The 25,896-nt window shown below is 58.5% G+C and carries 17 protein-coding genes; 10 read left to right on the plus strand and 7 right to left on the minus strand.

The window, feature by feature from the left end:
• Positions 1-48: 48 nt before the first annotated feature.
• A complete protein-coding gene (locus tag ACOYXE_RS10665) occupies positions 49-1,455 on the minus strand; it encodes a purine-cytosine permease family protein (RefSeq protein ID WP_405124065.1) in 1,407 nt (468 codons plus the stop codon).
• A 324-nt stretch (positions 1,456-1,779) separates the two neighbouring features.
• On the opposite strand from ACOYXE_RS10665, the gene ACOYXE_RS10670 reads away from it, so the two are divergent.
• A complete protein-coding gene (locus ACOYXE_RS10670; RefSeq protein WP_095120372.1) occupies positions 1,780-2,265 on the plus strand; it encodes a flavin reductase family protein in 486 nt (161 codons plus the stop codon).
• Positions 2,266-2,350: 85 nt separating this feature from the next.
• Positions 2,351-3,394 (plus strand): LLM class flavin-dependent oxidoreductase, encoded by a 1,044-nt coding sequence (locus ACOYXE_RS10675; protein ID WP_077573303.1) that lies wholly within the window; start codon positions 2,351-2,353, stop codon positions 3,392-3,394.
• Positions 3,395-3,609: 215 nt separating this feature from the next.
• Here ACOYXE_RS10675 and ACOYXE_RS10680 read toward each other — a convergent pair whose 3' ends face one another.
• From ACOYXE_RS10680 to ACOYXE_RS10695, 4 genes are all read right to left on the minus strand, one after another.
• Positions 3,610-3,918, minus strand: coding sequence for a hypothetical protein (locus ACOYXE_RS10680; RefSeq protein WP_160057391.1), 309 nt, complete (start codon positions 3,916-3,918; stop codon positions 3,610-3,612).
• Positions 3,902-14,428, minus strand: a complete 10,527-nt coding sequence (locus ACOYXE_RS10685) for a two-partner secretion domain-containing protein (RefSeq protein WP_460929115.1) — start codon at positions 14,426-14,428, stop codon at positions 3,902-3,904. Before ACOYXE_RS10685 ends, ACOYXE_RS10680 begins: the two co-directional genes overlap by 17 nt.
• Positions 14,429-14,451: 23 nt before the next feature.
• Positions 14,452-16,158 (minus strand): ShlB/FhaC/HecB family hemolysin secretion/activation protein, encoded by a 1,707-nt coding sequence (locus ACOYXE_RS10690; protein ID WP_460929117.1) that lies wholly within the window; start codon positions 16,156-16,158, stop codon positions 14,452-14,454.
• A 194-nt stretch (positions 16,159-16,352) separates the two neighbouring features.
• Positions 16,353-16,802, minus strand: a complete 450-nt coding sequence (locus ACOYXE_RS10695; RefSeq protein WP_160057388.1) for a winged helix-turn-helix transcriptional regulator — start codon at positions 16,800-16,802, stop codon at positions 16,353-16,355.
• A 180-nt stretch (positions 16,803-16,982) separates the two neighbouring features.
• Here ACOYXE_RS10695 and ACOYXE_RS10700 point away from each other — a divergent pair, with 180 nt between their 5' ends.
• From ACOYXE_RS10700 to argE, 6 genes are all read left to right on the plus strand, one after another.
• A complete protein-coding gene (locus ACOYXE_RS10700) occupies positions 16,983-17,801 on the plus strand; it encodes an alpha/beta fold hydrolase (RefSeq protein WP_160057387.1) in 819 nt (272 codons plus the stop codon).
• Positions 17,802-17,864: 63 nt separating this feature from the next.
• Positions 17,865-18,131, plus strand: coding sequence for a FecR/PupR family sigma factor regulator (locus ACOYXE_RS10705; protein ID WP_160057386.1), 267 nt, complete (start codon positions 17,865-17,867; stop codon positions 18,129-18,131).
• Positions 18,132-18,337: 206 nt separating this feature from the next.
• Positions 18,338-19,657, plus strand: coding sequence for a flavin-containing monooxygenase (locus tag ACOYXE_RS10710; protein ID WP_160057385.1), 1,320 nt, complete (start codon positions 18,338-18,340; stop codon positions 19,655-19,657).
• A gap of 58 nt (positions 19,658-19,715) precedes the next feature.
• On the plus strand, positions 19,716-20,132 hold the full coding sequence (locus tag ACOYXE_RS10715; protein ID WP_099758743.1) for a RidA family protein: 417 nt from the start codon (positions 19,716-19,718) through the stop codon (positions 20,130-20,132).
• Positions 20,133-20,195: 63 nt separating this feature from the next.
• Entirely contained in the window at positions 20,196-20,873 is a 678-nt protein-coding gene (locus tag ACOYXE_RS10720; protein WP_160057384.1) for a DUF1028 domain-containing protein, read from the plus strand.
• Positions 20,870-22,018, plus strand: a complete 1,149-nt coding sequence (gene argE, locus ACOYXE_RS10725; protein WP_460929121.1) for an acetylornithine deacetylase — start codon at positions 20,870-20,872, stop codon at positions 22,016-22,018. Before ACOYXE_RS10720 ends, argE begins: the two co-directional genes overlap by 4 nt.
• Before the next feature lie 18 nt (positions 22,019-22,036).
• Here the strand turns inward: argE and ACOYXE_RS10730 are convergent, their stop codons facing one another.
• Positions 22,037-22,948, minus strand: coding sequence for a LysR family transcriptional regulator (locus ACOYXE_RS10730; RefSeq protein WP_460929123.1), 912 nt, complete (start codon positions 22,946-22,948; stop codon positions 22,037-22,039).
• A 234-nt stretch (positions 22,949-23,182) separates the two neighbouring features.
• On the opposite strand from ACOYXE_RS10730, the gene ACOYXE_RS10735 reads away from it, so the two are divergent.
• Entirely contained in the window at positions 23,183-24,598 is a 1,416-nt protein-coding gene (locus ACOYXE_RS10735) for a purine-cytosine permease family protein (RefSeq protein ID WP_160057381.1), read from the plus strand.
• Positions 24,599-24,698: 100 nt separating this feature from the next.
• Positions 24,699-25,322: a glutathione S-transferase gene (locus ACOYXE_RS10740; RefSeq protein ID WP_160057380.1), complete on the plus strand. Its 624-nt coding sequence runs from the start codon at positions 24,699-24,701 to the stop codon at positions 25,320-25,322.
• A gap of 6 nt (positions 25,323-25,328) precedes the next feature.
• Here ACOYXE_RS10740 and ACOYXE_RS10745 read toward each other — a convergent pair whose 3' ends face one another.
• On the minus strand, positions 25,329-25,826 hold the full coding sequence (locus ACOYXE_RS10745; RefSeq protein ID WP_460929126.1) for a winged helix-turn-helix transcriptional regulator: 498 nt from the start codon (positions 25,824-25,826) through the stop codon (positions 25,329-25,331).
• Positions 25,827-25,896: the final 70 nt, after the last annotated feature.

Genomic DNA, 25,896 nt, shown 5'->3' on the forward strand with positions numbered 1-25,896 from the left:
ACAACAATGCCCGGCGAATGGCCGGGCATTGTCGTGAAGCGGATCAGCTCAGTCGGTGTAACCCAGCCTTGCCGCCCTGCTCTGCTGTGTCTGGCCGCGTGTGGCCAGGCAGTAATACAACGGCACGGTGACCACCAGTCCAACCAGCCAGGACAAGTCCGCGCCCTCGACCAGATTGGCGTAAGGGCCGACGTACAGAGAGGTATTGGCGAACGGCAACTGCACGAGGATGCCGATGAAGTAAGCAATGATCGCGTGCAGATTAAAGCGCCCGTAAACCCCGCCATCGGCGCAGAAGATCGAGGTGATGTCGTAGCACCCGCGCTTGATCAGGTAGAAGTCGATCAGGTTGATCGACGCCCACGGCACCAGCACCAACAGCAGTGCCAGAATCAAACCAATGAACTCGGAAATGAAATCCGCCGACGCACCCAGTGCTACCACGCAGCAACCCGCGAGCACCACGCTCGACAACACGACGCGCACCTTGATGCTCGGCGTCCATTGGCTGGCAAAGGTCTGGATCGAGGTGATGATCGACAGCACCGCACCATACAGATTCAGCGCGTTGTGGCTGATGATGTTGAGCAGAAACAGCACCATCAGAATCGGCCCGAGCCAACCCGTCGACTGCTTGACCGCGACCATCGCTTCAGTACCTTCCGGGGTCGCCAACACGGCAACGGCGCCGAAGCTGAACGACAGAATCGTGCCCAGCGTCGCGCCCAGATAGGTCGCCCAAAATGGTTTGGCAATGCCAATGTCCGCCGGCAAGTAACGCGAATAGTCAGACACGTACGGCGAGAAACTGATCTGCCAGATGATCCCCAGCGACACCGTTGCCAGCCAGCCGGACAAGTTGAAGCTGCCGCGAGTGAGAAAATCCGCCGGCAAGTCATGGGCAAAGATATAGATGAACCCCGCCAACAACGCGCTGCCCATCACCCAAGTGCCGATACGGTTCAGCGTGTGGATGAAGTTGTAGCCGATCACACCGATCGCCGTAGCTGCCAGTGCACCGATCAGAATGCTCAACGGCGCCGGCACCGACGGCGCGATGCCGACGATGGATTTGCCCGCCAGGACGATATTGGAAATAAAGAAACCAATGTAGATCAGTGCGGCAAAGAACACGATTAACAGCGCGCCATAACGGCCGAACTGGCCGCGACTCTGAACCATCTGCGGAATGCCCATGCGCGGGCCTTGCGCCGAGGCCAGCGCAATGATCACGCCGCCAATCATGTGCCCCAGCGCAATCGCCAGCAGCCCCCAAAGCAAATCGAGATGGAACACTTGAACCACCATGGCGCCGGTGACGATGGGCAGTGGCGCAATGTTGGTGCTGAACCAAAGGGTGAATAGGTCGCGGGCCTTCCCGTGGCGTTCCGCGAGTGGGACGTAGTCGACCGTATGGTTCTCGATCAACGGATCTTGCCGGGACATCTGGGACATATGCATGAACTCGAGTTTGTCTGTTCTTATCGTTGTATGAAGCCAAACCGGGGGGACTCTCTGGCCGCCCCTCAGATGCAGACCATATTATGGTATTCCAAACAATTCACAAGACTGATCCGTAGTTTGCGGCGCTATCTGATACGCCATCCTTACTGAAACCGCGGCTTGCAGACCAGCCGAAAGCCCCGTAAATGCTGAGTTTCCGACGAACGCGGCACGTTTATCGGTTCAGCTTAAAAGGCCTTGCAAAGATCGAATAGTGGTATACCATCAGACCAACAAACACATAAAAACAGCAGCACCACACCCGAGGACCGACCAATGATCGATGCCGCCATCTACAAACAAGTCATGGGCTCGTTCCCGTCCGGCGTAACCGTTATCACCACCCTGGACGATGACGGTCAGATCGTCGGCCTGACTGCCAGCGCGTTCAGCTCGCTGTCGATGGACCCGGCGCTGGTGCTGTTCTGCCCCAACTACAGCTCTGATTCCTACCCGGTACTGATCAAGAACAAGCGCTTTGCCATCCACGTTCTGTCCGGCGGCCAGCAAAGCGAAGCCTACGCCTTCGCCCGCAAAGGCAAAGACAAGGCGCAGGGCATCGAGTGGACCTTGAGCGAACTGGGTAACCCGATCCTGGCCAACGCGACAGCTATCATCGAGTGTGAACTGTGGCGCGAATACGAAGGCGGCGACCACGCCATCATGGTCGGCGCGGTGAAGAACCTGATCGTCCCCGAACAGCACAGCGGACCGCTGGTGTATTGCCACGGCAAGATGGGCGCCCTGCCCGTCCTGGCCTGATAAAAGAACAACGCATAACAATTGTGGGGGCGAGCTTGCTCGCTCCCACATGTAGCCTCAACAACAAAAGATCCGAGGAAGCGTCATGAAATTTTCCCTGTTCATCCACATGGAACGCTGGGACGAAAGCGTCAGCCACCGCCAACTGTTCGAAGACCTCACCGAACTGACCCTGATGGCCGAGGCCGGCGGTTTCAGCACCGTGTGGATTGGCGAACACCACGCGATGGAATACACCATCTCGCCAAGCCCGATGCCATTGCTCGCCTACCTCGCCGCCAAAACCACCACCATCCACCTCGGCGCCGGCACCATCATCGCGCCGTTCTGGCACCCGCTGCGCGTTGCCGGTGAATGCGCCTTGCTCGACGTGATCAGCAACGGCCGCATGGAAGTCGGCCTGGCCCGTGGCGCCTATCAGGTTGAATTCGATCGCATGGCCGGCGGCATGCCTGCCTCCAGCGGTGGCCAGGCATTGCGCGAAATGGTCCCGGTGGTCCGCGCCCTGTGGCAAGGCGACTACGCCCACGACGGCGACATCTGGAAATTCCCCACCTCGACCAGCGTGCCAAAACCGATCCAACAGCCGAACCCGCCAATGTGGATCGCCGCCCGCGACCCGGATTCGCACAACTTCGCCGTGGCCAACGGCTGCAATGTAATGGTCACGCCGCTGATGAAGGGCGACGAGGAAGTCCTCGACCTGAAGAACAAGTTCCAGACCGCGCTGGACAACAATCCAGACGTACCGCGCCCGCAACTGATGGTGCTGCGTCACACCCACGTGCACACCGCTGATAACCCGGACGGCTGGAAAGTCGGCGCGAAAGCCATCTCACGTTTCTATCGCACTTTTGATGCGTGGTTCGGCAACAAGCAGACACCGGTCAACGGCTTCCTCGCGCCAAGCCCGGAAGAGAAGTTTGCCGGGCGGCCGGAGTTTGAGCTGGAGAGTCTGCACAAGACGGCGATGATTGGTACGCCGGAAGAGATCATTCCGCGCATCAAGTACTACCAGGAACTGGGGGTGGATGAGTTCAGTTTCTGGTGTGACAACAGCTTGCCGCATGAAGAGAAAAAGAAATCACTGGAGCTGTTTATCAAGCATGTGGTGCCAGCGTTTCGGTAAACACTATGCTGGTTCAGCCCGTAAATGAAAACGCCCCGACATTGTTCGGGGCGTTTTCTAACCTGCGATTCAATTCCTGAACGTGAAGCCGAAATTGCAACGCATCGCCCAAGCAACAGACCACGTTTTCGGAGTGTTTTCTAAACGTGGTCTGTCCCCAGTCATTTTTCCCTCTTCATTCCCGAAAGAGCAGGAAGTTGGCCGATTATTACGATTCAATACTGGTAATCCAAAAAGAAGAATATTGCGTATAGAAAGAAAGCAAAAGACGCCAAACCGGCTCGCCAGGTGGGATCTGCATCTCTGCCCAGCCCACCCGGGGCGATTGAAATACCCGCGCCACGAAAGTAGCAATAGACACCTTGTGCAAACCATAACTGGGTTGCCAGCACAGTGAAAAAGCGCCCCCAGCTACCATTGAATTGCAGATAACCATTTATGACTGCGGCGACAAGCAATGCAACACCCACCATGTGGTGGTGTTTAAAAAGCGCTGCAATTATTGATTTAATGGGAATAGGCATCAGCCGCTTCCTTTACAAGATTGTCCCACACCTCTTGCGTTCCTAAGTAATTGGAGATCCTTCCCGCATCCACGGCCGGAATGCCCTTAGCTACCAGAAATTTCTCAAACCCTGTGCTCAAGATATTACTGGCGGTTGTTTTTGGCAGATCACTGTCCAAATATCCCGCGAGCATCGATGCAGCCATTGATGAGTTCGACAAAATTACCGATGCTTTCGCCGGCCCCATGACTGCTCCCCAACTCATCGCATACCCAACATCCTTGACCATTTGAATGTTTGCAGCTCTGATCCACTTGAGTGTCTGTGGATCCTTCAGATCAATATTACCTCCCGTTGCGATGCATTCAGCAGTTGCACAGGGATAAAACCGTGGTGTGTAGTTCTTGCCGTCGATGGTGATGGGTACACGATACCCGCCATTGCTATCCATGGGGTACCCAGTGAGCCGGTCACGACCGCCAGAACCATCAGAACTGAACTGAGACCATCCATCTTTGACGATTGATGAAAACCCCATCTCCGCTTCCAGTGTCCATGAATAGAGGTCGGTTTTCCCTTGTATGTACGCCACAACATCATGATCGCTACCAGTGAAGTTCTGTACAAAGAGTCCACTATTACCCAGCGGCAACCAATTACCATCGGGATCATACATACCTTCTTGAGTCGCTACGATATCGCTGCCTGGGCCGATCTTCGTCCCTTTGACAAAAGACAATCGCAACTGAGCTTCAATCTGCTCCACCGTGTACTTGCCATTGCTTTCAGCAGCCAGTCGCCGTGCCAGAGCCTTCTCTTCCGGGTGTAACTGGCGGTTGAACGTGGTGGCGTTCATGGCGATCTGAGCACCAGTGTCGACGTCCCCTCCCACCGCGGATGAAGCCAGAATACCGGTGAGTTGAGAAAGCACGCCTTCAATGTTTTTGTCGCCATTAGCCATACTGGCCAGCACGTTTATCATTGCCTGATTGAGCCCTGCCGAAGCCGCACCAGTGGCGAAGTCACTGCCTGTCGCTTTCGAAAGTAGCCCACCCATAATGGCGTGCGCGAGAATTTTCTGCGGACTGCCTTCAGGGTAAGAGACGTAGTCGCCTACCAGTTTGAATCCGATCGCCATGGCCGAGTTACCGGCCTGCGATGCTAAAGCGTTGCCTAGATTGCGCCCCAAATCCCCACCGTTCAGAGCAGTACTGATTGTTGCCTGAGTAGCGCCCTGACTCAACGAATAAGCCGTAAAGCCCAGCATCCCGTCGAGCGTACTAAGGTTGAATCCATGTTCAGGCTGAACGACTTCAATGCCTTGAACGCCGAAAAAATCATTCAAGAAGGAAGACGTGAAGCCGGCTGTTGCAGCCCCGGTCAGATAGTTCTTCAAATTGTCTTCAGCCAGGAGATCTTTGAAGACAGCACCTATATCTCCCTGGTTATTGATGAAACTGATTGAAGCAGTTCCGGCCATTGATGTCAGAACACTGGAGGCCATCACGTTACCCCATCCAGCTGCAGTGAACTGAGCGCCTGCCGCAACGGCCTGCGCGGTAGTCGCAGCCGCCATGGTGGTCCCTGATCCGGCAGTTGCACCTGCGGCTGCCCCTACAGCACCACTGGCAGCACCTGCAGTAAGAACAGTGATAATGATGAGCACCGCCAGCATCAAACCGGGCCCCATGCCGGAGCTACTGTACTGGTATGAGTCGTGCGTTTCCTTGACCAGACGCCAGTCCACGTCCCCGCGAGCTTCCAGATCCTTAAGCCACGCGAGCTTTGGGTCTGCGTTGACCATTACATCGATTGTCTGACTGATAGTGTGCTGGTCTAACTGCTTGATATCGACAGTCAATCCATTAACCGCATGAATGACCAGGTTACCTTCGGCAGTCAATTCACTCTGGCGTAAAGTCTCATCGGTTGTACCTTTGCCTTTGGCAGAATTCCAAGCAAGGCTGCTGCTGCTTTTATTGTGACTTTCCTGCTTGAGGTCTTTGACGCCTTCAAAAGTGATAGAGCCGCCACTGAAAAGGGACAGATCTTTTGCACTGGTGAGTTCAGCTGCTTGATAGCGCTGATCACCAGCGCTGACAAGAGTCAAATTGCCGCCACTGGAAATTTGCGTACCAATATTAGTTATCTTGGTGACTTCATCCCGCTTGGTTTCCTTTTTACCCCAGCTACTCTTTTTCTTTTTGTCATATAGAGAATAGTCACTGTCCTGTGCCGCCAGTAAATTGAGCTGATCTCCCGCGATCAAATAAGCCTCTTCGCCGGCGGTGACACGACTGGCTATCAGCGTCATGTCATCCCGAGCGCTAAGGGATATTTTCCCACCCGCTTCGACAGTCGTCTGAACCTGGTCAACGTGATCTTCCTTGCGGACAATTTTGCGATTTTTCGAGGCCGAGTGCTCTTCGTCGGCCGCAGAAGCAAAGAGAATATCTTGGCCCGCACTCATCGAGATATTCTGCTTGGCCGTAATTTCACTTGCGATTACAGCGATGTTTCGGCCACTTTCCACTGAAAGATTTCGACCCGCATCGACGTAAGAGCTCAACTGATCAACCGATTCTTTGAAATTTACAGAGTTACCTTTGTAGGAGCGCTCTTCCATCGACAGAATATTGACATCCCGCCCGGCATCCAAAAGCATGTCACGCCCACTCTGCAGTACTCCACCCGCAATAGTTACGTCACGCCCGGCTTTGATTGTCAGATCGTTTGCAGCCTCCACGCGCGCGGCAGAGTCGCCGTAGTCCTGATGTTGGGTTATACCAAGACCGCTGCGATCCATTCCGATAATCGTTCGCTCATTGATCACGTCGCCACGAACAGCCACCATGCTGACATCACCCCCGGTGATGATCCCGCCGGCCTTGTTCACCAGATTCTCACTGGCTAACAAATCCACTCGTCCGTTCGCTTCGATCAATCCACTGTTAACAAGATCTTTACTTGCGGTGGCCGACAGATTATTCGTCGCCTTCAACGTCCCGACGTTATCCAGGTTCTCACCGGCAATCAGCGTCACATCGTTACCGGCAATCAACGCCCCGGTCGGGCCCAAACGGCCATTGGCCTGCGCCAGATACACCACCGGCACCAGCACTTTTTCGCCATTCACTTCGTGCTCTTCGAGCCAGACGATGTCGTGGGTCAGTGCCGCGACTTGCTGCGACGTGAGGCCGACGCCTACCGACAGGTTGAGTGCGTCCTTGCTGGCGATGGCGTTGTTCATCAGGTACTTGAACATGCCCTCGTTGGAGGTCTGGCCGTCGATGAAAGCCTGGCCGGTGCGTGCGGTGACGGCTTGCTGGATCAGGCGTTGTTCGTAGAGACCGTCACCGAGGCGCTTGGCGCTTTGGTCGGGGTCATAGCCGAGTTTTTCCAGCAGGTAGTCGGAGCTCATGAACGACTTGAGGTCGGTCAGCACCGGGTTGGTTTCGATCAGGTATTTGTGCGCGTTGGACGGCGCCCTGGTGTCCGGCAGGCCGGTGACGCGGGTCACCGGGCGGTTGTCGATCGAGTCTTTGGCGTCGTTGCCAGCACTCGGCGTGCGACGGAATGTATCGACTGCGCGGGTGCTGTCGGAGACCTGAGCCGGCGCGTCAATGAACAGATTGCGCGGACCGCCACTGGTGGCGGCGACCATGTGGTCCTGAGCGCTGACCGCTTGACCGCCCACAGTCCAGGTTGGCGCGGGGCCGTTGCCGGGCGATGCGGTGCTACTGCCCTGCCCGCTCAAACGGAACAAACCGTTTTCGCCGGTGGGCAGGGAGAAACCGGGCAAGCTCAGCGGATTGACTTGCTGCTGCGCAAGATCTGGCGGCAATTGGCTGTTGATGCGGACAACGGTGGTGCCACTCTTGCCGACGTTGGTGTCGGCGATTTTGTTAGTACCCCCAGCGGAGTTGTAGTCCTCATGGATAACGCTGTTTTCGACTTCCCGGGTGGCCGTGATCGAGACTTTGCCGCCCGCCTGGATGACCGCGTTGCGACTGGTGACTGTACCGGTGGAGCCGGTGCTGTCAGTGGGTAGCTCGATGGTATCGCCTTGCTGGTATGGCGCCAGTTCGCTCGGTAACGCAACCAGGTTATTGGGGTCGTACAGCGATGGCATCGAGGTTTCAAAGCCATATTTCAGCCCCGATAGCCCCCGACCATACTTGCGATCACTGACGACTTCGCCTGTTTCACTGTCTGTGAGAATAACGACTCGAAACGTCTCCCCGTCTCGCCCGCCCTCCCTTTTACTGCCTGATTTCGCGATGGCTTTGCGCACCGTGCTATCAGGGGCGAGGTAATACACATACGGAAAATCGGGGTTGTTGTGCTGGTTGTAAGGCGCAACGTAGTTGGCCATGAAATTTTCCGTGCTGCCGGCGCCCATTTCAAAGGCGTACTCGCGGGTGACTTCGATAGTCCCGCTTTTTGCGCCGATATTCTTCAGACTCGTAGCGTTGATATCGATATTGCCACTGGCCGCCACCGTGCTTTTACTGTTGAGAAACGTGCCACCCTGAAATACAAAATCCTTGCCGACGTTGAGCACGGCAGAGGCGCTGGCGTCAGTGTCGACACTTTCATAAATCTCACGAGCCGTGAGGAAGTTGCTGAAAGTGCTGCCGACGCAGTCGCCACAACTGGCCGCGATATACCCCGATATCAGCTTGCGCTCAGACGAAGCCGCCGAGCCTTCAGTTCGGTTCTCGAACACATCGGCATTGAGCGTGAACCCGCCCACGCTCTCCATCGAGCCGGAAATGTTGTAGACCCCGGCAGCCCGCGCCGCACCGCCATATCCGCCGATGACTACATTGCCCAGGCTGTAGAAATCACCGTTCTGGTTGGTCAATGTGCTGACGCCGAGCGTCATGTCATTGCCGCTGAAAATCAGTCCGCGATCGTTGAGCAATGAAGGCGTGTTGATGGTCAGGTTCTGCGCCGCCCCCAGACTGCCGTAGTTGGCAACGCTGCCAGCGTTGACGGTCAGGTCTTCACTGGACGTGATGCGGCCCGAGTTGATCAGTTGCCCGCTGACACGAATGGTCGACGTCGCACCGGCGGCAAAACTGCCGCCTGCACCGATGTTCATCTGCGCGACAGACAGTTCGGTCCCTCGCTGGCTGGTCAAGCGGCCGCTGCCGCCGTAACTGCCCGACAGCTGCATGTCGATAATGCCGTCACTGGCGATCAAACCGTGGTTGGTCCAATTGCCGCCACGGGCCTGTAGAGACTCCGAAGCCAGCAGCTTGCCGCTGGCGCTCTGGCTGAACTCGCGCACGTTAACGTTCAGGCGACCGGCCTGAATCGTGCTGGTGTTATTCCAGGTATCTGCATTGAGCTCCAGCAGGCCGCCGGTCACGATGCTGCCGCCGGCCCCCAGCACATTGGCCGTAGAGATATCGAACTTGCCGCGCCCGACGTGGTTGAGTTGCCCACCGGCATTGAGGAAGCTACCGACCGCGAGGGTCATGTCAGTGTTGGCGGTTTCCAGTACGCCATTACGGTTGTCGAGCAAGCCGCCGAGCTGAAATTCGGTCTTGCCGGAGGTGCCCAGGGAGCGCAGGCGACCGTTCTGGTTGTCGACGCTGGCGGCTTTGACGCTCAGTTGGCTGTTGCTTTCGATGACGCCCGTGCCATTGCGCAGCGCACCACTGAGGCCGAAGTCGATACGCTCGGCGGCGATCTGGCCGCCACTGTTATCGAGGCTTGCGGCGGTAACACCCAGCAGCCCTTTCGCGTAAAGCACCCCAGCGCCGTTATCCAGCGCCGCCGTGGTGATGCTGCTGTCTGCCGCTTGCGCCGAGATCCGCCCGCCGTTGTTGTTCAGGCCGGCCAGTGCCGACAGCGTCAGGCCCTGTGCCTGAATGATGCCGCCCTGACGGTTGTTGTTCAGGTCGAAACCATTGCGCAGAACACCAACCGTGCGTGCTTCCAGTGCACCTTTGATGCTGGCGAGTGTGCCGCCACGGTTATCGATGTTGGCGGCTTTGATCAGCACATCGCCATTCTGGGCGATGACTTTGCCGCTCTGGTTGTCGAAATCGCCGCTGATCTCCAGCGTCAGCGCGCTGTCGCTCTGGATCGAGCCTTTAGCGTTGAGCAAGCTTGCCGCTTTCAGTTGCACATCGGCTTTCTGGCTGTAGATCAGGCCGTCGGCATTGTTGCTGACGGCGCCAGTGGCGGTGATCAGCAACTGGTCATTGGCGGCGACGGTGCCCTTGTTGCTGTTGTCCAGCGAACCCGTGCGCAGGTCCAGGGTTTTCTGGCTGGCGAGTTGGCCGTTCTGGTTGTGCAGATCGGTTACGCCCTTGATCAGCAGCGGACCGGCAGCAGCGAGTTTACCGGCGTTGTTGTTCAGGTCACCGCTCAGGTTGAGGTTGATAGCATTGTTGCTGGCGATCTGTCCGCCACGATTATCGAGGCTCGATGCCGTGGCATTGAAGACCTGCTGTGCATTGATCACACCGCCGATATTGCTGAATGCCGTGCTGACGATATCCAGCGCCGCGCCACTGGCAATCAGGCCGCCCTGATTGTTATCAAGCGCACCGGCCAACGTCAGGGTCTGCCCCGCCCCACTGCTGAGATTACCTTTGTTGCTGTTATCGACATTGTCAGCGTTGATACTCAGATTGCCCTGAGCGACCACAGCACCCGCGCCACTGTTGAGCAGCGCGCCCGTCAAATCTACGCTGACATCGGCGTACTTGCTGGACAGCGTGCCGCTGTCGCGGTTGTCCAGGCTGTTACCGTTGACGATGAGCCCTTGCCAGCCGGACATCAGGCCTTTCTGGTTGATCAGGTTCGTGCCGCGCACGAGCAGTTTTTCACCGCTGATGATTTTGCCGGCGCTGTTGTTCACCGCTCTGGCGATCACATCGAAACCGAGATTGCTCGATAGTTCGCCATTCTGGTTGCGCAGGTCGCGCAGACGCTGGAGGGTCAGCGGACCTTTGGCGGTGAGCTGACCGTTCTGGTTGTCGAGGTCGCCGTTGGCCAGATCCAGTGTGATCGATCTGTCACCCAGCAGTCGCCCGCCGTTCTGCGTCAGCGAGGTCAGCGTCAGGTCTATGTCGCCATTGCTGGAGACTTCGCCATCATTGCTGGAATCGAGACCGGTCGCCCTCAGCGTCAGGTTGCCTTTGCTGTTGATCAAGCCACTGTCGCGGTTGTTCAGTTCGGCACTGTCGATGTGCAGCGCCTGCGCGGCGCTAATCAAGCCTTTGGCATCGTTACGCAGCAGGCCATCGACCGTGAGTTCCAGGCCGCCACGGCTGATCAGGTTACCGCCGCTGTTGTTCAGGCTGGCGGCGCGGGCATCGATCGATGCGGCGCCGATCATGCCTTTGACGTTATCCAGCGCTGCGGCAATGCGCAGGATCAGCCCCTGATTGCTCAAAAGATTGCCGTTGCCGTTATCCAGACTTTGCGCGGTCAGCGTGAAGGCTTCAGCGCTGGAAATCGTACCGCCCTGGTTGTTGATGCCGTTGAGTTGTTTGAGCAGCAGAGTGCCAGGGGCGCTGATCAAACCACCATTGTTCAGCTGACCGTGATTCAAATCCAGACTCAGGCGCGTGTTGCTGAACAGCTTGCCGCCCTGTTGATCGAGTCCTGTAACCGAAGCCGTCAAAGCACCTTGACTGCCGATACTGCCGTCACCGGCATTGGTGACCTGAGCGGCGACGAGGTTCAGGGTGTCGGCACTGCTGAGCAGACCGTTGCTGTTATCGAAGGCGCCGGTAGTAACCGTGACTGCACCTTTACCGCTGAGCGTGCCGTGCTGGCGATTGTCGAGGCTGCCACTTTCAATGACCAGTGCACCGTCGGTAACAACCTTGCCGCCCTGGTTATCAACGCCGTCACGGCTGACCAGCTTCAAATCGGCGGCACTGGAAAGACTGCCCTGAGCGTTGGTCATCTGCGCGGTGTCGACCGTCAATGTCGCTTCACTGCTGACCTTGCCCTGGGTGTTATCAAGGGCTTCGGTGGCGGTCAGGAGCATGGTTTGCTGACTGCGCAATTCACCGCCGTTGTTGGCCAGGGTGCGCGATCTCAGCGTCAACAACGTGCCCGCATCGATCAGGCCTTTATTGCGGTTGAGCACGTCATCGACAGTCAGCGTCAAGGCTTTGCCGGTGAAGACCTTGCCGCCGTCACTGCTGTCGAGTTTTTTACCGGTGAGCAGCAGATCGCTGTTGGTGCTGATTTCACCGCCGCGGTTATCCAGTTCACCCACAGTCAGGGTCATGGCTTTGGTCGAACCCAACAGACCGCTCTGGCGGTTATCCAGTTGAGCGGCGTTCAGTTTGAGCACGCCGGTGGCGATCAACTTGCCTTTCTGGTTATAGACGTTCGGTGCCTGCACGCTGACGTCCGATTTGCCGGCGATGTTGCCGACCCGGTTGTCGAGAACACCGACCGTGAGCGTGAGCTGACCGTCGGCAATCACTGTGCCCAGCTGGTTATCCAGCGTTTTGTCGGTAGCCAACAGCAACACACCGCGACTGCTGATCAGACCTTCATGGTTATCGAGGCTGGCGCTGTGGCTGTCCACGGCGGCGGCGGAAATTACCCCTTTGACGTTGTTCAATGCTTGCGCCATGCGTAGCGTCAAGCCTTGTTGCCCGAGCAGTTGACCGTTGCTGTTGTCGAACAGGCCGGTATCAATCCGGCTGTTCTGTTTAGCGATGATCAGGCCTTTTTGACTGTTGTCCAGACTTGCGCTGTTGATGGCCAATGCGCTGTCGGTGCTGATCGAACCGGCCCGGTTGAGCAACGCTCCCGCGCTGGTGATCGTGAGCATGCCGGCACTGCTCAGATTGCCGGTGCTGTTATCGATACGCCCGGCATTGAGGGTCAGCGTGCCTTCACTGCTGATGACACCCGTGGCGTTGGTCAGTGCATCATCAAGAGTAATCACCAGACCGTTGAGGCTACTGAGGATGCCGCCGCTGTTGTTCAGTGTGCGCCCGCTCACAGACGTTGCGCCCTTGGCCGAGATCTCGCCTTTGTTGCGGTTGTCGAGCAATCCGCTGACACGCACCGTAAGGCCGCCATCGCTGACCACCACGCCGCCATCGCGGTTATCCAGACCGGCCGCTTTGAAGCTCACTGACCGTCCGGACCCGAGCATGCCGTCACGGTTGTCCAGCGCCCCGCTCAGATCAATGTTGAGGCCCAGATCGCCAAGAATCTGGCCGCTGCGATTGTCTACAGTCCCGCCGCCCATGGCGATGGCTTGTGCACTGAGCGAACCGCTGCGGTTGTTCAGAGTCGCAGCGTTGACCGCCAAATAGCGGCTCGCCACCAGGCTCTTGCCGGTGTTATCGAGGTTCTGCGCGGTCAGGCTCAAATCCCCCGTAGCATTGCGACTGCCATCAGCATTGATGCCGGCTTCAATCACACCGTTGTTGGTCAAGCGGCCGCCAGCACTGAGTGTGATGTTGTCGCGGGCCGCAAGGCTTTGCCGGTTATTCAGATCACCTTGGGTTTGCACGTTCAGTGCGGTCCCCGCATAGACCGGACCGCGCGCATCTAGGCTGGCGGCTTTGACGTTGACCGCGCCGGTGGCCGAGGTATCGACCAGACTCAGTTGCCCATTGGCATCAAGCTGGATGTCGCCACCGCTGGCGATCAGTTTGCCGTCGAGTTTCACCCCGACCCCGGCTTCGGTGCCGACCAGTTTGATCGCCCCGGCGTACATGCCGCCGAGTGCCGAGGAGTCGATGGCCAGCTGCGGTTTGCTGCTGCCGTCCTCAACGCGTGCGGTGGCGTTGAGGGTTTGCGCATTGACGTCGTTGCGACCTGCGACGATGGCCAGGTTCTGTGCCTGAATCTGTGCGTTGATTTTCGCGCTGCGGGTGATGATTTCGAAACGGTCGACGTTGCTGGCGTTAAGCCCGGCGCCCTCGATGGCCACCGAACTCTGATCAACCTGAAAGCGATCCAGCCGGCCGTTGTCGAGCACCGGTTTGCCAGTGGTCAGCGTCACTCGAGGCGAATTGATGAAGCCACAACCGTTGCAGGTGATGCCATACGGGTTGGCGACAATCACACGCGCCGACTGCCCCGCCACTTCCGTGTACCCGCGCAACTGGCTCGGGTTTCCGCTGATGACTTCATTGAGAATTGCTTGCGCCGAACCGCTGTTCTTCAGGTTTGGGTTGTCGACGATGTGCCCGCCCAATTGGGTGACGTTATTCTGCGTGGAGCCGTTGTTGAGGATCAGCCCCTGCGCACCGACGTTATAGTCGTGGAACTGGTTATGCGACAGGCCGCTGGCGTTGGGCGTTGCGATGTTGATGATCGGCACGCCATTGCCGGCGCGATCCAGCGAGGTGTTGGGGTTGGCTACGACAATGCCGTCAGCCTGCGCCCACATCGGTTGCCAGAACATCACGTTCGCCAACAGGAACGCCAACCCGCGTTTGGGCATGCCCAAAAAAGACTCACGTGTTTTCACGGCCGCAGAAGGTTGGTCTGCAAGGAAGGCGAACTGACGAACATCCATGTCGATGATCTCGAAAAGTTGTTTTAGATAAAAAAGTCGAGGCGGAAATAGATCGGTGCTTCACGCTCGGTCAGCGCGTCCGGTCGTTCCAGGGAATGGGCAAATGTCACGCTGGCGGCGACGTGCTGGCCACGGGTGAACAGTTCCAGCGAGTTGCTCGACATGCGCCCATGCTGATTGCCGTTGTACTGATTGTTCTGGATCACGCCTTGGTCGTAACCGAGGCTGGTGCCGTACTCGGCGAACACCGGTTGCAGCCACTCGGCAGTCACCGGACGGCTCCAGCGCAGGTCGTTGCGCCAGTAGCCGCCGCTGTCGCCGGACAGCGATTGATCCTTGTAGCCACGGATCGACGACGATCCGCCGAGACTGGTGCGCTGTGAGCTGAACAACACGTCTTCACTGCGTTGACCGGTCATCAAACTGCTGAAACTGAACGACTCGCCCCACACTTTGAAGGGCTGCAGATAGCTCAGGGTCGCGGTGTATTTGCGGTAGCGCGCATTCGGCTCGCCGGGGCCGGGGTCATGGCTACCCTGTGCGTCGAAGGCGCCGATGCCTTCCTGCATGCCCGCGTCAAAGTTGACGAAGGCACTGCCGACACGGCGACCGTGGTTGAAGCCAAATTGTGCTTCGCTGATGCGGTTGCTGCTCAGTTTGAGTTTGCTGTCTTCGATGAAGTTGTTGGTGCGCAGGTACGACAGGCCAGCGCTGAGCGAGGTTTTGCTGACGGCGTCGCGATGGATCACCCGCTCGGCGCGCAACTGATGGTTTTCGCTGTCGCCGGTCTGTTTGAAGTTGTAGCCATTGGCGGCGATTTGCGAGCGGTACTCGCTCTGGCTGTACGTGTAGCCAAATGTCCACCAACCCCATGGCAAGCTGTAATTGAGCATGGCGTTATTGGAGGTGTGTTGATGGTCAGTCATCGCATCGTGATCGCCGCGCAGGCTCAACTGATCCGCCAGGCCAAGCGGGCTATCCCAATCAAAAGTCGTGCCCCATTGCTGCTCACCGGTGCTGCGCTGACCGTCGTTGTTGCGCGACAGCCCGACTCGCCATGGCTTCTGCGGGGTGTTGGTGACCAACACTTTGCTGCCACCGACGTTCTGGCCGGGCGCCAGCTCCATTTTTGCCTGATTCGATGGCAGACGGTTGAGCTGATCGACCATTTGCTCGATCTCGCGCAGGTTGACCAGTTCACCGGTTTTGCCGGGAAAGGCCATGGCCAGTTCCCGCTCCGAGAGCTGGCTGTTTTCCGCGCCTTTCATGCCTTCGAGCTTGCCTTCGACCACCAGCACTTGCAGGTGCCCGCTGGACAGATCCTGCTGTGGCAAGTAGGCGCGGCTGGTGACCAGACCTTTCTCGATGTAGTGATCGGTGATGACTTTGAGCAGTTCGTTGAGCTGCGGCACACCGAGGCATTCACCGATATAGGGTTTGAGCAGGCGAGTCTTGTCGCGCTCGGAAAGGCTGTCGGCGCCTTTGAGTTCGATATCTTTGATCGGGAAACAGCGGGTATCGTTGGGGGCTGCCGGTTGCGCAGGCCTGGCGTCCTTGCCGGGCAGATCCTTGAGTTCTTCGAGGCGCCGCTGCTGCTCTTCGAGCAAGCGGTTCTGCCGGTCACGGATAAGGTCGGTGTCACCGGGAGTCGGAGCGGCGACGGCAATCTGAAGTGGAGACAGGCACAGCAACGCTACGCACAACCTCGCCACGAGGGCGGGTGAGGACATGTTCGATCCCTCGAGACGAAAAGTGACATCAAAATAGTGGCGCGATATTAGATGGCCATCATTTTGACGTCAAACAATCGTGTCGACCGCTTGTCGGGTTTGTATCGAGGAATGTACGACCGGTTTCGGTGTAGCGAGGGCCCGTTTTCATTGATCTGGCGGCAGCGGGTGACTCAGTCAAGCAGCCCCGCCTTTCAGTGTTCAACACCCAGTCGTGTGGCGACGTCCTCGGGGGCCAGCACGCGGCCATCGGCCGCCGTTAAGGTCAGCTTGCGAATCGGCTGACGATTCTTCGCATCGACCATCACCGAACCCGGCTCACCCGGCGCATACATGAATTCACCACCCCACTGCGACAGCGCGACGATCACCGTCTGCAAGGCTTTGCCGCGCTCAGTCAGCACGTATTCCTTATACGCGCCGCCATCGGCCGCTGGCAGCGCTTGCAGGATCCCCTGCTCCACCAGGCCTTTGAGGCGCGCGCTGAGCATGTTCTTGGCGATATCCAGACTCTTCTGAAAATCATTGAAACGGCGAATCCCGTCCAGCGCGTCACGAATGATCAGCAGTGACCACCAGTCGCCGATCAGGTCCAGCGTCCGGGCCACCGGGCAGGCATTGCCCTGCAAACTTTTGCGTTTCACGTAGGAGTACTCCATGCATTCGTCGATTGGCCTCGCGGCTCTCAGTTGCATCATACAACTCCAGGACACGTTCACGACTGGACCGACGCAAAACCAGCACCTGCATACAAGTAGCCGGAGCGCTTTGCGCTGATAGTGAATGCCGCCATTTCGGCAATGAACCCCGAAGCAGGAGTTTCCATGAGCACCTTCACCACGCAAGACGGCACCGATATCTACTACAAGGATTGGGGCAGCGGTAAACCCGTGCTGTTCAGCCACGGCTGGCCGCTGGATGCCGACATGTGGGAATACCAGATGGAATACCTGAGCAGCCGTGGCTATCGCACCATTGCCTTCGATCGCCGCGGTTTCGGTCGTTCCGACCAGCCGTGGACCGGTTATGACTACGACACTTTCGCCGATGACATCGCGCAACTGATCAATCATCTGGACCTGCGCGACGTGACGTTGGTGGGCTTCTCGATGGGCGGCGGCGACGTCAGCCGCTACATCGCCCGACATGGCAGCGAGCGGGTCGCCGGGCTGGTGTTGCTGGGCGCGGTGACGCCGTTGTTCGGCAAGAAAGCCGATTTCCCGCAGGGCGTCGACACCTCGGTGTTCGACGGCATCAAGGCCGGCCTGCTGCAGGATCGCGCGCAGTTCATTGCGGATTTCGCTGCGCCGTTCTATGGCACCAATCAGGGCCAGAAAGTATCTGACGGCGTGCTCACACAAACCCTGAATGTCGCCCTGCTAGCGTCGCTCAAAGGCACGGTGGATTGCGTAACCGCGTTCTCGGAAACCGACTTCCGTCCGGACATGGCGAAAATCGATGTACCGACGCTGGTGATCCATGGCGACGGCGATCAGATCGTGCCGCTCGAAACCACCGGCAAACAGGCTGCTGCACAAATCAAAGGCGCCGAGTTGAAGGTCTACGCAGGAGCGCCACACGGCTTTGCGGTGACACATGCGCAGGCCTTGAATGAGGATTTGCTAGCGTTTCTCAAACGCTGAAAATTCGGCATTAAAAAAGTCCGTCGGCATCGGCTTGACGGACTTTTTTGTTACCCTCGTTCAATGACCCCTTCCGACCGCAACGAAATGGACGAAGACATCTCTCTGCAAGCCGCCGATTGGTGCATGCGTCTGCACGATGATGAGTGTTCGCCGGCTGTACGCCAGGATTTCCAGCGCTGGGTACAACTCGACCCGCGCCACGCTTTCGAATACGCCAAAATGCTCGAGATCTGGGATCTCAGCGGCCAATTGCCGGATGAACCCGAGACGGCGAAAAAACTCCTCACCGGTCATGGTCTGGCGCTTGAGCGCAAGCGTGAAATTTAAGAGTCAGGTTCACCCCGACCTTCCCGCCTGCAAAGCTGTAGCCCGCATGGTTCAAGGCTTTCGCCCCTCTGCATCAGAATTTTATCTTCACATCCCAGCTTAATAATATTTTACCGATATCCCCCCTCTCCCTAGTCTGACCTCAAGCCAAACGGACAAGCCAACAGCGGCCCGAATCCCACTGCCTTGCTAGGAAGGATGTAGAGATGACCCCTGAAATAATAAAAACAGACACGTTGATCGTGGGTGCCGGCCAGGCAGGCGTCGCCATGAGCGAGCACCTGAGCAAACTCGGCGTGCCGCACCTTGTGCTGGAGCGCAATCGCATCGCCGAACGCTGGCGCACCGGGCGCTGGGACTCGCTGGTCGCCAACGGCCCGGCGTGGCACGACCGCTTCCCGGGCCTGGAATTCGATGACGTCGATCCCGACGGTTTCGCCCCGAAAGAACGTGTAGCCGACTACTTCGAAGCCTATGCGAAGAAATTCAATGCACCGATCCGCACCGGTGTTGAGGTGAAAAGCGTGGTGCGCAATGTCGGTCGCCCGGGTTTCACCGTCGAGACCTCCGAAGGTGTGATCGAAGCCAACCGCGTAGTCGCCGCGACCGGGCCGTTCCAGAAACCGGTGATCCCGGCGATTGCCCCGCAAGACGAACGTCTGCTGCAAATCCACTCCGCCGACTACCGCAACCCGCAGCAATTGCCGGCAGGCGCGGTGCTGGTGGTCGGTGCCGGTTCTTCCGGTGTGCAGATCGCCGATGAGCTACAACGTAGCGGCAAGCAGGTTTACCTGTCGGTCGGCGCTCACGACCGCCCGCCTCGCGCTTATCGCAACCGGGATTTCTGCTGGTGGCTGGGTGTGCTCGGCGAGTGGGATCAAGCGGCGATGAAACCCGGTCGCGAGCACGTGACCATCGCAGTCAGTGGTGCCCATGGCGGTCGCACCATCGATTTCCGTGGTCTGGCCCATCGCGGCATGACCCTGGTTGGCGTTACCGAGTCGTTCAATAAAGGCGTGGTGAGTTTCAAGCAGGACCTCGTCGGCAACCTTACTCGCGGCGACGAAAACTACCTGGCTCTGCTGGATGCTGCCGATGCCTACATCGAGCGTAACGGCCTCGATCTGCCGGAAGAACCGGAAGCGCGCGAAACCTATCCGGATCCCGAGTGCGTGAAAAACCCATTGGCCGATCTCGATCTGGCCAAGGCTGGCGTGACCTCAATCATCTGGGCCACCGGGTTCGCCGTGGATTACTCCTGGCTGCAAGTCGCCGCGTTCGACGACAAGGGCAAGCCTGTGCATCAGCGTGGCGTGTCGAGTGAGCCGGGGGTGTATTTCCTTGGTCTGCCGTGGCAGTCGCGTCGTGGCTCGTCGTTTATCTGGGGTGTTTGGCACGACGCCAAACACGTCGCCGATCACATCGCCACCCAGCGCAAGTATCTGGACTACCGCGATGCCGAGCAGCGTGAAGCGGAGTTGCACCAGAACACCCACAGCAAAGCTACCGACACCGTCGACGCTTGATGTCCCTTTTCGTACCGGCGCCGATGGCGCCGGGGCAAACCTTCTTCAGGAGCGCTCAATGAGCCAGCCAACCCACACTCGCATCCGCATGTTCAACACCAAAGACACCTACCCCAACCAGACGCTGGACAACGATTTGTGCCAGGCCGTGCGCGCCGGCAACACGGTGTATGTGCGCGGTCAGGTCGGCACTGATTTCGACGGCAATCTGATCGGTCTTGGCGATCCGCGCGCGCAGGCTGAACAAGCAATGCGCAACGTCAAGCAACTGCTCGAAGAAGCCGGCAGCGACATGAGTCATATCGTCAAGACCACGACGTACCTGATCGACCCGCGTTATCGCGAAGCGGTGTATGGCGAAGTCGGCAAATGGCTCAAGGGTGTGTTCCCGATTTCAACCGGACTGGTGGTGTCGGCGCTGGGGCAGCCGCAGTGGTTGATGGAGATTGATGTGATTGCGGTGATTCCTGAGTAAGGCATCACACCGAGTCGCGGCCTTCGCGAGCAGGCCAGCCCAGACACACAAGGAGTTCATTAGATGACCTTTTCAATCGCAGCCCGCTGCGCGGAAACCGGCCAGTTCGGTGTCGCCATCAGTTCCTCCAGCATCGCCGTCGGCGCGCGCTGCCCGTGGCTGCTGCCGGGTGTTGGCGCGGTGTCGAGCCAGAACATCACTCTGCCGTCCCTCGGCCCGGAAGTCCTCGCTTTGATGGAACAAGGCCTGGCACCCGACGATGCGCTGGACAAAGTCCTCACGCGCAACGGCTACAGCCAGTACCGTCAGATCACCGCGATCAACCACCTCGGCCAGACCGCACATTTCAGCGGTGCGCAAACCCTCGGCATACACAACGCCGTCAGCGGCGAACAGTGCGTCGCCGCTGGCAACATGCTCGCCGGGCGTTCGGTCATCGAAGCGATGGTCAGTGCCTTTGAGGGCGGCGAAGGTCAACTCGCTGATCGCCTGCTCCAAGCCCTGCACGCCGCGCAAGCACTCGGTGGCGAAGCCGGCCCGGTGCATTCGGCCGCTGTCGTGGTAGTCGGCGAACAGACCTGGCCGATCGTCAACCTGCGCGTCGACTGGGCTGATGAAGACCCGATCGGTCAGTTGCAAAAGCTCTGGGATGCCTACGAGCCGCAGCTTCAGGACTACATCGACCGCGCCCTCGATCCGGCCAAAGCGCCGGGTTATGGCGTGGCCGGTGATAACCGATGAACAGCGTCGAGTTGCTCAAAGCGTTGGTGGCGTTCGACACCACCAGCCGTGAATCCAACTTGCAGTTGATCGAATTCGTTCGCAATTACCTCGCGGGTTTCGACGTGCCGTGCGCGCTGATCTATAACGATGAGCGCAGCAAAGCCAACCTGTTCGCCACGATCGGCCCGGTGGATCAACCGGGCATTGTGCTGTCCGGGCATACCGATGTGGTGCCGGTCGATGGCCAGCCGTGGACGCTGCCGCCGTTCGAACTGACGGAACGCGACGGCAAAGTATTCGGGCGCGGTACCGCAGACATGAAGGGTTATATCGCCTGCGTGCTCGCCCTGGTGCCGTCACTGGTTAAAACGCCGCTGCGCATGCCGGTGCACATTGCCTTGTCCTATGACGAAGAAGTCGGCTGCCTCGGAGTACGTTCGCTGCTCAAGGTCTTGCAGCAACGTCCGATCAAACCGCTGCTGTGCATCATCGGCGAGCCGACCGAACTGAGACCGGTGCTCGGCCACAAGGGCAAACTGGCAATGCGCTGCGATGTGCACGGCCATCCGTGCCATTCGGCCTATGCCCCGCTCGGGGTCAACGCGATTGAATACGCCGCCGAACTGATCGGCGAACTGGGTCGTCTCGGCCAGCAGTTGAAAGCGCCGGAGCATCACGATGCGCGCTTCGATCCGCCCTACAGCACGGTGCAGACCGGCGTGATCAGCGGCGGCAAGGCCTTGAATATCGTCCCGGCCGATTGCCGTTTCGATTTCGAAATCCGTGCCCTGCCCTCGCAGGACCCGATCCTCGTTGCCGAAGCGCTGCAAGCCTATGCCGAACGCGAAGTGCTACCGCGTATGCGAGCGGTCAGTGCGCAGAGTGATATTCGCTTCAGCGCCTTGTCGGCGTATCCGGGGTTGGCCACTGATGCGCAAAGTCAGGCCGCCGAGTTGATTTCGGCTTTTTGCGGTTCGAAGGATTTCGGCACTGTGGCGTTCGGAACTGAAGGCGGTCTGTTTGATGCTGTCGGCATTCCGACCGTGGTCTGCGGGCCCGGTAGCATGGATCAGGGCCACAAACCCGATGAGTTTGTCAGCCTCGATCAGTTGCAGGCTTGCGATCAGATGCTCCAGCGCATGCTTGCGTTTATCAGAGCTTGAACCCTGGCCCGACCGCCCTCACGGGTGCTCTCGGGCCAGTTCTTCGCGGCAATGATTGACAAACAACTGCGCCGGTTTGGTCAATTGCACACGACGCAACCAGGCCGCCGACAAGCCCGAACCGGTGACGTTTTCCGCCAGCGGCACACAGACGACTTGCTGACCGTCGTAGGTGTAGTCGCTGAACGGTTTGGTCACCAGAATCGAAAAGCCGAAACCATTGCCGACCATGCCGCGCACCATCTCGATCGACGGTGAGCTGAAGACGATGTTCGGCGTCAGCCCGCGCTCTTCGAAGATACTCACGAAATAGGTGCGGCTCGGCACCACGTCGAGCAGGATCATCGGTTCCAGCACCAGATCATCCAGCGAGACTTTCGCCTGTTGCGCGAAGCGGTGGCTGGCCGGCAGCAACGCGTAAGGCTGTTGCGGCGGCATCAGCGGCGCAGTTTCGATAGTGCTGTCCAGATCGTGTTCGAACAGCATCGCCACGTCGATGCTGCCAGCGGTCAGGGCCTGCACCAGTTCTTGTTGCTCGCCATCACGAATGCGGATTTCCACCCCCGGCCAACGCGCCTTGAACCCGGCGATCAGACGCGGCAGGTACAGCGGAGCAACGGTTTCGAAACAGCCGATATCGATCTGCCCCGCGACCACATCATTGTCGGCCAGCGCGTTCTGCTCGAATTCGTGAGCCACGCGCAGCAGCTCCAGCGCCTTGCGATAGAACCGCGAACCGCTGGGCGTCAGAGAGACGCCTTGAGCGTGATGGCGGATGAACAACTGCACGCCGAAGCTTTCCTCCAGGTGCTTGATGGCCGTGGAGACCGACGGCTGCGCGATGTACAGCTTGCGCGAGGCTTCGGCGACGCTGCCGCAGTCGGCCGTGGTGACGAAGTATTTGAGCTGACGCAGGTTGTAGGCAGCCATGTGAGTCTCCCGAAGAGCGCGAGTGTTCGCCCTGTTCCCTGGCGCACGATCAGGTTTGAACATACCGGACGCGCGCATCCGTCGAAGCATATTTTTTTTAAGGTCTGAAGCAACAAACTTACTAATTTATCTATCCCGACGCTTTGCACATGATCACTTCAACAAGAAATGCGCCGCCCGTGCCGGCGCTTGCCGAAGTACGTCCACGTACTCATCCTTGCCTTGGAGTTCGTCATGGCTACCCCTGCAGCATCCTCCGCTCCGCTGATTGAAAAACACACGATAGGATACGTGCCCCACGAAGATCGCCACGGAAAGGTCAGGGATCTGTTCACGCTCTGGTTCGGCGGCAATATCGCGCCGTTGCCCATCGTCACCGGTGCGCTGGGCGTGCAGTTGTTTCACTTGAATCTGCTCTGGGGCATCGTCGCGATTCTGGTCGGCCATCTGGTCGGCGGCGTACTGATGGCGCTGCACTCGGCGCAAGGCCCGCAAATGGGCATCCCGCAAATGATCCAGAGCCGCGCGCAGTTCGGCTCCCTCGGTGCGTTGCTGGTGGTGTTGATTGCCGGCGTCATGTACATCGGCTTTTTCGCCTCCAACATCGTGCTGGCCGGCAAGTCGCTGCATGGCGTGGTCGACAGCGTTCCTGTGCCGGTCGGCATCGTCATTGGCGCAGTCGGTTCGGGAGTCATCGGGATCATCGGCTACCGCTTTATCCACGTGCTCAACCGCATCGGCACGTGGGTGTTGGGGATCGGCATCGTCGTCGGTTTCGGCTATATCTTCACGCATATTCAGACCGATGATTTCCTCACTCGTGGCAGCTTCAACCTCTCCGGTTGGCTCGCCACGGTGTCGCTGGCGGCTTTGTGGCAGATCGCGTTTGCGCCTTACGTGTCTGATTATTCGCGTTACCTGCCGGCGGACGTGAAAGTCTCGTCGACGTTCTGGACCACGTACCTCGGGTCGGCGCTGGGGTCGAGTCTGGCGTTCATCTTCGGTGCCGTCGCAGTGCTGGCGACGCCGGTGGGCATGGACACCATGGACGCGGTCAAACTCGCCACTGGCTCCATCGGCCCGCTGATGCTGGTGCTGTTCCTGCTCAGCGTGATCAGTCACAACGCTCTCAACCTGTACGGCGCGGTGCTGTCGCTGATCACCCTGGTGCAGACCTTCGCCTATCGCTGGATCCCCACCGCCAAGAGCCGCGCGGTGATCTCGATCATCGTCTTGCTGGCCTGCTGCTTTGCCGCCGTTGGCGCCTCGAAAGACTTCATCGGCCACTTCGTCGACATGGTGCTGGTGTTGTTGGTGGTGCTGGTGCCGTGGACGGCGATCAACCTGATCGACTTCTACGCGATCCACAAAGGCCAGTACGACATCCAGTCGATCTTCCAGGTCGATGGCGGTATTTACGGCCGGTACAACCCGCAAGCCCTGCTGGCCTACGCGATCGGTATCGCCGTGCAGATCCCGTTCATGAACACGCCGCTGTACGTCGGCCCGGTGTCGGCGCACATCAACGGCGCGGATCTGTCGTGGCTGGTGGGACTGCTGGTGACCTCGCCGTTGTATTTCTGGCTGGCCAATCGGGACACCTCCTATCGTCGGCGGATGATGGGCGGGAAACTGGCGAGCAGTCTGTGAGATTGTCCCGATGAAAAACCAAGGCCCGCCTAGTGCGGGCCTTCTTTATTTCGGTATGGTACTTCTTCAAGCCTGACGACTTTGGGGAAAGGGAAATCCAATGCTGCGAATACTCGGTAAAGCCTCATCGATCAACGTGCGCAAAGTGCTGTGGACTTGCGCTGAATTGCACATTCCTTTCGAGCGCGAAGACTGGGGGTCGGGCTTCAAATCGACCAACGATGCGGAGTTTCTAGTGCTCAATCCCTGTGCCATGGTGCCGGTAATTCAGGACGGGGATTTCACGCTATGGGAATCGAACACGATCATTCGTTATCTGGTGTCGCGCTATGACGGCGCGCAGTTTTATCCGACGGAGCCGATGGCTCGAGCGCGGATTGATCAGTGGATCGACTGGCAAGCGTCGGAGCTGAATCGTTCGTGGTCGTACGCCTTCATGTCACTGGTGCGTCAGTCGCCCGACTATCAGGACAATGCCACGCTGGCGGTCGGGATTGAGCAATGGTCGAAAAACATGGCCATCCTCGACCGGCAACTGGAAAAGACCGGCGCTTACGTCAGCGGCGAGCAGTTTTCCCTGGCGGACATTCCCATCGGGCTGTCGGTGAACCGCTGGTTCGAAACGCCACTGGCTCACCCGGATTTTGCCGCAGTGAAAGCCTATTACGAACGCTTGAGCCTGCGTCCCGGCTACGTGCTGCACGGTCGCAACGGCACGCCGTGATAGAGATCATTTGCCTTTGAATGCCTCACGCCGCGCCTGTCGTTCGGCGGCGTAGGCTGCTTGTGGCTGGCTGATCAGATCTTGCCGTCGCAACGGTTCGCCGCAGTGATCGCACAGTGGCCCGAGGCCGGCGCTGTGGTTGCAGTTTTTGTGGGTCATGATCACTGCCAGCCCTTCCTCCGGTGCTTTGCACCAGGTCTCACCCCAAGCCCGCAACGCGATGATCACGGGATAGAACGCCTCGCCTTTCGCGGTGAGGTGATACTCGTAGCGTTTCGGCCGCTCGTTGTACAAGCGTCGTTCGACCAACCCATCCGCTTCCAGACATTTCAGACGCGCGGCAACCATTTGCGGCGTACCGCCGGTCTGCGCCTGGATTTCGTCATAGCGATGATTGGCCATGAACAACTCGCGCAAAACCAGCACCGTCCAGCGGTCTCCGACGATCGTCTCGGCCCGGGAGATCGGGCACAGCGTGTCAGGAAGACTATTGTTTACTGCCATCAGGGCTTGCCTCTTTTATTGTTACTATGATTATCATATCTACAAAATGCCGGGACAAGCCCTGCGCACC

Source organism: Pseudomonas sp. MC6 (assembly GCF_054790575.1).